Annotated in this window: 10 protein-coding genes; 9 read left to right on the forward strand and 1 reads right to left on the reverse strand. The window is 72.0% G+C overall.

What is annotated here, in order from left to right; all coding sequences use genetic code 11:
• Nucleotides 1–123 precede the first annotated feature (123 nt).
• Nucleotides 124–777, reverse strand: a complete 654-nt coding sequence (locus tag AC3A3H_RS00415) for a GntR family transcriptional regulator (RefSeq protein WP_487612556.1) — start codon at nt 775–777, stop codon at nt 124–126.
• A 183-nt stretch (nt 778–960) separates the two neighbouring features.
• Between AC3A3H_RS00415 and AC3A3H_RS00420 the strand changes: the two genes are divergently transcribed.
• The 9 genes from AC3A3H_RS00420 to AC3A3H_RS00460 form a co-directional block, all read left to right on the forward strand.
• Nucleotides 961–2,004: an ABC transporter substrate-binding protein gene (locus AC3A3H_RS00420; protein ID WP_487612557.1), complete on the forward strand. Its 1,044-nt coding sequence runs from the start codon at nt 961–963 to the stop codon at nt 2,002–2,004.
• On the forward strand, nt 2,001–2,783 hold the full coding sequence (locus AC3A3H_RS00425; RefSeq protein WP_487612558.1) for an ABC transporter ATP-binding protein: 783 nt from the start codon (nt 2,001–2,003) through the stop codon (nt 2,781–2,783). Before AC3A3H_RS00420 ends, AC3A3H_RS00425 begins: the two co-directional genes overlap by 4 nt.
• The gene (locus AC3A3H_RS00430) at nt 2,780–4,399 is read left to right on the forward strand and encodes an ABC transporter permease (protein ID WP_487612559.1); all 1,620 of its coding nucleotides are present in this window, start codon (nt 2,780–2,782) and stop codon (nt 4,397–4,399) included. Before AC3A3H_RS00425 ends, AC3A3H_RS00430 begins: the two co-directional genes overlap by 4 nt.
• A 73-nt stretch (nt 4,400–4,472) precedes the next feature.
• Nucleotides 4,473–5,615, forward strand: a complete 1,143-nt coding sequence (locus AC3A3H_RS00435; RefSeq protein ID WP_487612560.1) for a ring-opening amidohydrolase — start codon at nt 4,473–4,475, stop codon at nt 5,613–5,615.
• Entirely contained in the window at nt 5,612–6,637 is a 1,026-nt protein-coding gene (locus AC3A3H_RS00440; RefSeq protein ID WP_487612561.1) for a bile acid:sodium symporter family protein, read from the forward strand. Before AC3A3H_RS00435 ends, AC3A3H_RS00440 begins: the two co-directional genes overlap by 4 nt.
• 27 nt (nt 6,638–6,664) lie before the next feature.
• Complete coding sequence (locus AC3A3H_RS00445; protein WP_487612562.1) at nt 6,665–6,967, forward strand: urease subunit gamma; 303 nt, start codon at nt 6,665–6,667, stop codon at nt 6,965–6,967.
• Nucleotides 6,964–7,302, forward strand: a complete 339-nt coding sequence (locus AC3A3H_RS00450) for an urease subunit beta (RefSeq protein ID WP_487612563.1) — start codon at nt 6,964–6,966, stop codon at nt 7,300–7,302. The genes AC3A3H_RS00445 and AC3A3H_RS00450 overlap by 4 nt, the downstream gene beginning before the upstream one ends.
• Nucleotides 7,299–9,008, forward strand: a complete 1,710-nt coding sequence (locus tag AC3A3H_RS00455) for an urease subunit alpha (protein WP_487612564.1) — start codon at nt 7,299–7,301, stop codon at nt 9,006–9,008. Before AC3A3H_RS00450 ends, AC3A3H_RS00455 begins: the two co-directional genes overlap by 4 nt.
• A gap of 1 nt (nt 9,009) precedes the next feature.
• A partial coding sequence (locus AC3A3H_RS00460; protein ID WP_487612565.1) for an urease accessory UreF family protein occupies nt 9,010–9,318 on the forward strand: 309 nt, incomplete at its 3' end.

Below are 9,318 nucleotides of genomic sequence, written 5' to 3' on the forward strand. Positions count from 1 at the left end.
GGTGCTCGGCCAGCACGTCCGCGGCCGTGCGGCGGCCGGAGCGCACGTCGGCGGCGAGCTCGGCCGCTGACGGGAGCTCAGCCGCCGAGGGGAGCGCGGGGGCGCCGGGAGCGCGGAAGGGCGTCACGGCACCTCCTTCACCCCGTCGAGGAAGCGGCGCTCGCCGTGGGCGCGCATGGCCCGGCGGATGCGCTCGGGCTCGCGGCTCTGCAGCGCCTCCAGCAGGTCCTCGTGGCGGCGGCAGCCCTCCCGCAGGCTCCCGCTGGACGCGGCCTCCGTGGTGAGGTTGCGCGCCATGTGCAACTGCATCTGCTCCATCAGCGTCTGGTAGGTCTGCGCCAGCCGCTTGTGGCCGGACAGCCCGACCAGGATGAGGTGGAAGTCCTTGTTGGCCTCGATGACGCCCACCTGGTCGCCGGCCCGCGCGGCGGCCCACATGGCGTCGACGGCGACCTCCAGCTCGGTGAAGTCGACGCGGTCGAGCCGCTCGAAGAGCAGGTCGAGGGCGAACGACTCCAGCACCGTGCGCAGGCTGTAGATCTCGGCGGCGTCGTCGTCGCCGAGACCGGCCACGTGGTAGCCGCGCCGGGGGGATTGCTCCAGGATGTGCTGGGCCGCGAGGATGCGCAGCGCCTCCCGCAGCGGCGGCCGGCTGATGCCGAGCTGCACGGAGAGGTGCTGTTCGAGGATGCGGTCGCCCGCGCTGAGGGCGCCGCTCGAGATGAGCTTCTTGATCTCGTCCCCGGCGAGCTCCACGAGGCTCTTCTGTTCGATCATGGGCAAAGACTACTGTCTACAAAACCGCATCGCGACCACACGTTTCGCGTTACATGGATTTTACAATGCGGAAATCCGAGGGCAACCGCGCGGCTGGAGTCTGTCTTTTGTAGACATAAGCTCCTCCTCCCTTCGATCCCCCCACCGAAGGTCCACACGCACCCCAGCCAAGAGGAATCCGACATGAAGATCCGCACCTCCCTCCGCCCGGCCCGACCGCGCGCTGTCCTCGGCGTCGTCCTCGCCGCGTCCGCGGCCCTCGCCCTCACCGCCTGCAGCAGCGGAGCCTCCGCCAGCAGCGACACCGTCCCCTCCGCCTCGCTCCAGCTCAACTACCTCGAGAACGTGCAGTTCGCGGGCAGCCTGGTGGCCGAGGACAAGGGCTACTACAGCAAGAACGGCGTCAAGGTCTCCCTCATCGCGGGCGGCCCCAACCTCTCCGTCGAGCCGGTCGTCGCCGGCGGCAAGGCGCTCGTCGGCATCACGCACACCGCCACCGCGGTCAACGCGATCAACAACGGCGCCGGCCTCACCATCATCGGCGCCGGATACCAGAAGAACCCGTTCTGCATCGTCTCGCTGGCCGGCAAGCCCATCACCAAGCCGAGCGACCTCATCGGCAAGAAGATCGGCGTCTCCGCCACCAACCTCCCGGTCTGGAACGCCTTCCTCAAGGCGAACGACATCGCGCCGTCGAAGGTCACGGTCGTCACCATCGACTTCGACCCCACCCCGCTGGCCACCGGCGAGGTCGACGGCTTCGTGGCGTTCTACACCAACGAGCCGACCATCCTGGAGGAGAAGGGCATCAAGGTCTCGACCATGCTGCTCAACGACTTCGGCTATCCGCTGCTCGAAGACGTCTACGTCGCCCGCACCGCCGACCTGAAGAACCCGACCAAGCGGGCCCAGATCGTCGACCTGATGAAGGGCGAGGCGCAGGGCTGGAAGGAGGCGGTCTCCGACCCGAACCTCTCCGCCGACCTCGCCGTCAACAAGTACGGCAAGGACCTCAAGCTGAGCATGACGCAGCAGGTCTCCCAGGCGACCAAGCAGAACGACCTCGTCGTCTCGCCCACCACGCAGCAGCACGGGCTGTTCTGGATGTCCGACGCCGACATCCAGAAGACGATCGGCTCGCTCAAGCTGGGCGGCTCCGACGCCAAGGCGTCGATGTTCAGCGACGAGATCCTCAAGGACGTGTACAGCGGGACGTCGAGCAAGTGAGCGACTTCTCGGACGGTATCGAGCTGCGGTCGGTCTCCAAGGAGTTCACGACCAGGGCCGGCGCGGTCCTCGCGCTGGACGACGTCGACCTGAGCACCCCGCGCGGGAGCTTCGTGTCGCTGATCGGCCCCTCCGGCTGCGGCAAGTCCACCATCCTCCGCATGCTCGCCGATCTGGAGAGCGTCACCCGGGGCGACGTGCGTGTGCACGGCGCCCCGCCGGCGGAGGTGCGGAAGGCGCACCGGCTCGGCATCGCGTTCCAGGACTCCGCGCTGCTGCCGTGGAAGTCGGTGCGCGACAACGTGCGGCTCCCGCTCGAAGCGGCCGGCCTGAGCGACGATGGCACGGTCGACGAGCTGATCTCGCTGGTCGGGCTCGGCGACTTCGCGAAGTCCAAGCCCTTCCAGCTCTCCGGCGGGATGCGCCAGCGGGTGGCGATCGCCCGCTCGCTGGCGCACCGCCCGGAGGTGCTGCTGCTCGACGAGCCGTTCGGCGCGCTCGACGAGATGACCAAGCAGCGGCTGAACTTCGAGCTGCTGCGGGTGTGGGGCGAGCTGCGCACCACGACGCTCATGGTCACGCACTCGGTGATCGAGGCCACGCTGCTCTCCGACACCGTGGTGGTCATGTCGCCGCGTCCGGGCCGGATCACCCAGGTCGTGCCCATCGACCTGCCGCGTCCGCGCACCCGCGAACTGCTGTCGACCCCGGAGTTCCTGGAGTACACCGCGCTGCTGACCCGGCTGCTGTTCGGCGACGAGCAGGAGCGCGCCGCATGAGCACGCTCCGCGCCGCCGCCGTGACCGGCCGCGCCCCCGCCTCCGGGGTGCGCGGCCCGGGGCCGCTCCCCGCCGCCGCCCGCCGGGCCGGGCTCTCGCTCACCGGCGTCGGCCTCATCCTCGTGCTGTGGGCGGCCGTCGCCACGCTGTTCGGCGGCCGGCTGAAGATCATCCCGGAGCCGTGGACCGTCATCGGCCAGCTGTTCCACGACGGCTTCTACCTGCCCAACCTGGAGGTCACGCTGGGGGAGGCCTTCCGCGGCTTCCTCATCGGCAACGCGGCGGCGCTGATCGCCGGCGCCGCCTGCGTGCTGTGGCCGCGGGCGCGCGGGGCGGTGATGCAGGTCGCCGCGGCGAGCTACTGCATCCCGGCCGTCGCCATCGGGCCGCTGCTGGTGGTGTTCGTCAGCTCGGACGTCACCAAGGTCGTCATCTCGGCGCTCTCCGTCTTCTTCGTGTCGGCCTCGGCCGTCCTGCTCGGGCTGTCGCAGACCTCGTCGAGCGCGCTCGATCTGGGGCACACGCTGGGCGCGTCACGGCTCTTCGTGCTGTTCCGCGTCCGCGTGCGCTTCGCCGTGCCCGCCGCCGCGGCCGGCGTCGCGCTGTCCATCCCCGGCGCCCTCCTCGGCGCCATCGTCGCCGAGTACCTGGGCGGGGACAGCGGGCTCGGCGTGGCGATGGTGCAGGCGCAGCAGGCGTTCGAGGTGCCGCGGACGTGGGCCATCGCGCTGCTGGCCACGCTCATCTCCACGGCCGGTTACGGCCTGGTCTCGCTCGCCGCCCGCCGGCTCCGGTTCACCGCCGTCAACAACGAGGCCGCGGGCGCCGCGACCGCCGCCCGGTCCGGCCGGCGCGGCTGGACGCGGACCCTGGTGCGCGTCGTGACCGGCGTCGCCGCGGTCGTCGTGGTCTGGTACGGCCTGGTCTGGGTGCTCGGCCTCGACCCGTACCTGGCGAAGACCCCGGGGGACGTGGTGGCCTACTTCTTCTCCGGCCCGCACGCGGCCGCGAACCGCGGCACGGTGCTCTCGGCGCTCGGGTCCACCCTCGGCGACGCCGCGGGCGGCTACGTGCTCGGCACGGCGCTCGCGCTCGCCGCCGCCGTCGTGGTGCTGCTCTCCCGCACCGTGGATGCGATGTTCACGCCGATCGCGATGGCGCTGCGCTCCATCCCGCTGGTCGCGATGACCCCGCTGGTGGGGCTGGTGTTCGGGCGGGGCTTCCTCGGCGTCACCGTGCTGACGGCGACCATCACGTTCGTGCCGACCTTCGTGAACGTGGTCACCGGGATGCGGCAGGTGCCGCGGTCCAGCGAGGACCTCATGCACGCGTACGACGTCGGGTGGCGGCGCACCATCCTGATCAGGTCGTTCTACGCGCTGCCGGCCCTGGCCTCCAGCGCCCGCGTGGCGATCCCCGGCGCGATCCTCGGCGCCGTGCTCGCGGAGTACCTCGCGACGGCGACCGGCCTCGGCCACCTGATCGCGCTGTCGTCGATCAACTCCGACTTCGCAGCGCTCTGGGCGACGGTCACCGTCACCACCGTGCTGTCGATCGTGCTGTACGCGGTGCTCACCGCGCTCGAGTCCGTCGCCCTGCGGCGGCTGAGCGCCTGACCGCCGCACTCTTCTCCATCCCAGCTCCACCGCTTCACCCCCGGTCCACCGATCCGCCATGAAAGACGCGTGCATGAACACTCAGCTGGTCCCGCGGACGACGATCACCGTCGTCCCGATGCTCACCCCCAACGACACGAGCGCGGTGACCCGCGCGCTCACCGACGGCACGGTCGACCCGCACGCCGTCGTCGCGATCATCGCCAAGTCGGAGGGCCACGGCCTCTACAACGACTACGGGAGGCTGTTCTGCGAGCTGAGCCTGCGCGACGCCCTCGCCGCGGCCCGCGGGGTCGAGCCGGCGGAGGTCGCGGACGCCGTCAGCCTGATCGTCTCGGGCGGCAGCCCCGGCGTCATCAGCCCCAACGCCGCGATCGTCTGGCAGGAGTGGGTCCCCGCGGGCGAGGCCGACGGGCTGCCGGCCGGCGGCGGCGTTGTGGTCGGGCGCGCGCACACCGAGGACATCCTCCCCGAGGAGGTCGGCCGCACCGGCCAGGTGGCGAAGGTCTCGGCCGCCGTCGCCGAGGCCGTCGCGGCCGCCGGGATCACCGATCCCGCCGACGTGCACCTGGTCATGGTCAAGGGGCCGGCGCTCACCCAGCGCGTCATCGACGAGGCTCGCGCCGCGGGCATCCCGCTCGTCACCGAGGACCCGGGGATCGGCCCGATGGGCTCGATGTGCTGGTCGAACGACGCCGCGGCGCTCGGCGTCGCCGTCGCCCTCGGCGAGGTGCCGGAGGGTGCGGTCACCGACGACGTCATCCGCCGGGACTGGTCGCTCTACAGCTCGGTGGCGGTCACCTCGGCGGGAGGGGAGAAGCGGCGCGGCGAGGTGCTGGTCGTCGGCAACCGGGCCGACTCCGCGTCGGCCATCCGCGTCGGCCACGCGCTCACCGCCGACTTCGCCGACCTCGGCGGGGTGCTCGGCGCCCTGCGCTCCGCCGGGCTCGACTTCGGCGAGCTGCCCGACGAGGCGGCCCGCGAGCGCATCGTGCACGTCTTCGCCAAGTTCGCCCTGCCCGGCAGCGACCGGCTGCGCGGCGAGCACATCACCCTGCTCGACGACCACGAGGCGCACCACGTCGCGAAGACCGTGGGCGGCGCGCTCGTGGTCAGCGTCACCGGCCAGCCGAAGGTCTTCGTCTCGGGAGGCGAGCGCAACTCCCACATGGGCCCTCCCGGAGCCAACCCCGTCGCCGCCGTGGTGCGCCGATGACCGCTGCCGAGCCGCGCTCGGCCGCGCGGCGGCTGCTGGCCAAGGCGGACCTCTTCCTCGTCGGCATGATCGCCACCGTGGTGCTTGCGACCCTGCTGCCCGCGACCGGGGCGGCGGTCCCGATCGCCAAGGGCGCGAGCACGGTCGCGATCGCGCTGCTGTTCTTCCTCAACGGGGTGCGGCTGTCGACGGCGGAGGCGCTGCGCGGGCTCCGGCACTGGCGGCTGCACACGACCGTGGTCGTGGTGTCGTTCCTGGTGTTCCCGCTGCTGGGCCTCGCCTTCCAGGTGTTCGTGCCGTGGCTGCTGTCGCCGGCGCTGTACGTCGGCGTGCTCTTCCTCTCCACGCTGCCCTCGACCGTCCAGTCGTCGATCGCCTTCACCTCGCTCGCCGGCGGCAACGTGTCCGCCGCGGTGTGCGCCGCCTCGCTCTCCAACGTGCTCGGCGTGTTCGTCTCGCCGTTCCTCGTCGCCCTGCTGCTCAGCAAGCACGCCGTGGTGTCGCCGGAGAACATCCTCACCCTGTGCGCGCAGATCATCCTGCCGTTCGTGGCCGGCCAGCTGCTGCGGCGCTGGCTGGCCGGCTGGGTGGGCAGGCACCCGGCGAGCATGCGGATCGTCGACCGGGGCTCCATCCTGCTCGTGGTGTACAGCGCGTTCAGCGAGAGCGTCGTCAGCGGGATCTGGCGGGAGCTCTCGCTGCTCTCCGTGCTCGCGGTGATCCTGGCGGATGTGCTGCTGCTGGCCATCGTGCTGTGCCTCACCTGGTTCGGCTCCGGCCTGCTGCGCTTCGACCGCGCCGACCGGATCGCGATCATGTTCTGCGGGTCGAAGAAGAGCCTCACCACCGGCGTCCCCATCGCGGCCGTGCAGTTCCCCGGCCCGGCGCTCGGGCTCACCATCTTCCCGCTGATGCTGTTCCACCAGATCCAGATCTTCGTGTGCGCCGTGCTCGCCCGGCGCTTCGCGCAGACGACCGCCGCCGACACTGCGCCGGCCGAGAGCGCGCCGGCCAGCGCCTGACCCCGCCCGAGAACGAAAGGAGACCTGATGCTGTTCAGCCCGTCCGACCGCGACAAGCTGCTGCTCGCCGTCGCCGGCATGGTCGCGCGGGACCGCCGCGAGCGCGGCGTCCTGCTCAACTACCCGGAGACCGTCGCCTACCTCTCCTGCTGGGTGCTGGAGCGCGCCCGCGAGGGGGCGAACGTGCCCGATCTGATGCGCGACGGACGTGCGGTGCTCACCCGCGCCGACGTGCAGCCGGGCATCCCCGAACTCATCCCCGACCTGCAGATCGAAGCCACCTTCCCGGACGGGCGCAAGCTCGTTACGATCACGGAGCCCATCGCATGACCGCCTTCGCCGTCCCACGTCCCGTCCTGCCGGGGGAGGTGCGGCTGCTCGACGAGCCGGTCACCATCAACGCCGGCCGGGAGTCGCGCACGCTGCTCGTCGTGAACACCGGCGACCGGCCCGTGCAGATCGGGTCGCACTTCCACTTCGCCGACGTCAACGAGGCGCTGGCATTCGACCGCGCGCAGGCCGTGGGCTTCCGGCTCGACATCGCCGCGGGGACCGCGGTGCGGTTCGAACCGGGCGTGGAGCGCGAGGTGCCGCTGGTCGCGCTCGCGGGCGAGCGGCGCATCCCGGGGCTGCGCATCCGGACCGGAGACGAGGGAGACCGATGACCGCCATCGACCGGCACGCCTACCTGCACCTGTACGGCCCGACCGTGGGCGACCAGGTGCGCCTCGGCGACACCGACCTGTGGATCACCCCCTCCCGCGACTACACCGTCGGCGGCGACGAGGCGGTCTTCGGCGGCGGCAAGAACATCCGGGAGTCGATGCTGCAGTCGATGCTCACGAGTGCGGAGGGGGCGCCCGACCTGGTGATCACCAACGCGATCGTGCTCGACCACTGGGGTGTGGTGAAGGCGGACGTGGGCGTCAAGGACGGCCGGATCGTCGCCGTCGGCAAGGCGGGCAACCCCGACGTGATGCCGGGCGTCACGCCCGGGCTGGAGATCGGCGCGAGCACCGAGATCCTCTCCGGCGAGGGCAAGATCCTCACCGCGGGCGGCATCGACACCCACGTGCACCTGCTCGGGCTGGAGGCGCTCGCCGAGGCCCTGGCCTCCGGGATCACCACGGTGGGCGGCGGCGGCACCGGCCCGGCCGAGGGCTCCAAGGCGACCACGGTGACGCCGGGACCCTGGAACCTGGCCACGATCCACCGCGCACTCGACGCGCTGCCGATGAACTTCCTGCTCTACGGCAAGGGCAACACCGTGCGGGATGCGGCCATCGACGAGCAGGTGCTCGCGGGCGCCGCGGCGGTGAAGGTGCACGAGGACTGGGGCTCCACCCCCGGCGCCATCGACGCCGCACTGCGGGCCGCCGACCGCTGGGGCATCCAGGTCGCGCTGCACGCCGACTCGCTCAACGAGGCCGGGTACGTGCAGGACACGCTCGCGGCCATCGGCGGGCGCGGCATCCACATCTTCCACGCCGAGGGAGCCGGAGGCGGGCACGCGCCGGACATCATCACGGTGGCCTCGCACGAGAACGTCATCCCAGCCTCCACCAACCCCACCCTGCCGTTCACGGTCAACACGGTGGCGGAGCACCTCGACATGCTCATGGTGTGCCACCACCTCAACCCGCGGGTGCCCGAGGACCTGGCCTTCGCGGAGTCCCGCATCCGGGCCACCACGATGATGGCGGAGGACGTGCTGCACGACCTCGGCGCGCTGTCCGTGACCTCCTCGGACGCCCAGGCGATGGGGCGGATCGGCGAGACCATCACGCGGACCTGGCAGGTGGCGCACGCGATGAAGGCGCACCTCGGCGCCTCCGGCGGCGGCGAGCCTGCCGACAACGCGCGGGCGCGCCGCTACGTGGCGAAGTACACGATCTGCCCGGCGATCGCGCACGGCATCGCGCACGAGGTCGGCTCCATCGAGGCCGGCAAGCTCGCCGACCTGGTGCTGTGGAACCCGGCGTTCTTCGGCATCCGGCCCGACGTCGTGGTGAAGGGCGGCGCGCTCGTTCTCGGCCAGATGGGCGACCCCAACGCCACGCTGCCCACCCCGCAGCCGGTGTGGATGCGCCAGGGGCTGGCCGCCTCCGCCAGCGTCGCCCCGACCCTGTCGACCACGTTCGTCACCCAGGCGGCCATCGACGACGGGCTCGCGGGGAGGCTCGGGCTCACCCGGCGGCTGTCGGCGATCTCCAGCACGCGCGGCGTCGGCAAGAGCGACATGCCGAACAATGCCGCCCTCCCCGCCATCTCGGTCGACCCGGAGACGTTCCTGGTGACGATCGACGGCGAGGAGATCCGGCCCGCCCCCGCGACCGAGGTGCCGCTCGCGCAGCGGTACAGCCTGTTCTGACATGACCGTCGCACCGCCGCGGCCCGTGTCCGCCCTCAGCCTCCTCCTCGCCGACTCCCGGCTGCCCTCGGGCGCGTACGCGCACTCGGCCGGGTTCGAGGCGGCGGTGCAGGCGGGCGCGACCCTGGCGGACGTGCCGGGGTACCTGCGGGCGCGGCTCGCGACGGTGGCGTCGACGGATGCGGCGGCGGCGGTGCTCGCGGCGCGGATCGCGGCGGAGGCGGATGTCCCCGGCGCGCATGCCGCCACCGCCTTCGCCGAGCTCTCCCGCTCCGTCGCCGCCCGCACGCCGTCGGCGCCGATGCGGGCC

The sequence above is a fragment of the Leifsonia sp. Soil_N53 genome, assembly GCF_057655165.1.